The organism is Paragemmobacter amnigenus (assembly GCF_009908265.2).
GTDB classification, from domain to species: Bacteria; Pseudomonadota; Alphaproteobacteria; order Rhodobacterales; family Rhodobacteraceae; genus Paragemmobacter; species Paragemmobacter amnigenus.
Window position 1 is genome coordinate 1 of sequence record NZ_JAAATX020000031.1, and the last position, 1,025, is coordinate 1,025.

The window sequence follows — 1,025 nt, forward strand, 5'->3', positions numbered from 1 at the left end:
GAGGGGGGGGATGACACCTTCCTGCTGCAGCCGGGCTTTGGCACGGATGCGATCACGGGCGGCGAGACGGGCGAGGTCACGGGCGACGTGATCGACGCGACGGGTCTGACCGAGGGCGTGGCGGTGACGATGTCGGGCCCCGAGGCGGGCACGATCAGCGGCCCGTCGGGCACGGCGACCTTCTCGGAGATCGAGAGCGTCAAGCTCGGCTCCGGCAATGACACGGTGAACGGCGGCGCGGGCAACGACACGGTCGATGGCGGCGCGGGCAATGACGTGCTGAACGGCGGCGGCGGCAATGACAGCCTTGCCGGGGGCACGGGCGATGACGTGATCGACGGCGGCACTGGCAATGACGCGCTGGATGGCGGGATCGGCAACGATGCGCTGACGGGCGGGGATGGCAGCGACACCCTTGCGGGCGGCGAAGGGGCCGACACGCTGGACGGCGGCGCGGGCAACGACGCGCTGGATGGTGGCGCGGGCAATGACGGCCTGTCGGGCGGTGCGGGCAACGACGCGCTGACCGGTGGCGAGGGCTCCGACACGCTGGTGGGCGGCGCGGGCAATGACACGCTGGACGGCGGCGCGGGGGATGACGACTTCCTGCTGGCGGCGGGCGATGTGGCCACAGGCGGCACCGGGGATGACGAGTTCCGCTTCGACCGCAGCATCGCGGGCGGCGGCACGATCACGGTGACGGGGGGCGAGGGCGGCGAGGAAGCCGTGATCGACCCGAAGAACAACCCGGGCGGCCGGGTCGGGGACGTGCTGGACCTGACGAACCTGCCGGGCGCGGTGGTGACGCTGAACCCCGCCGATCCGAAGAGCGGGACGGTCACCTACACGAACGATGCGGGCGAGACGGTCACGATCCAGTTCAGCCAGATCGAGACGGTGCTGCTGCCGCAGGACGGCGTGGTGGACGGCACGGCCGCGGGCGACGCGATGGGCCCAGGCTACACCGACGCGCAGGGCGACCAGATCGACGACGCGGCCAGCCCGAACGACGTGATCGACGCGGG

Annotated in this window: 1 protein-coding gene; it reads left to right on the top strand. The window is 72.1% G+C overall.

The annotated features are described in order from the left end of the window. Positions 1 to 129 precede the first annotated feature (129 nt). The coding region (locus GU927_RS20380) for a calcium-binding protein (protein WP_416147043.1) at positions 130 to 1,025 on the top strand (896 nt) is incomplete at its 3' end.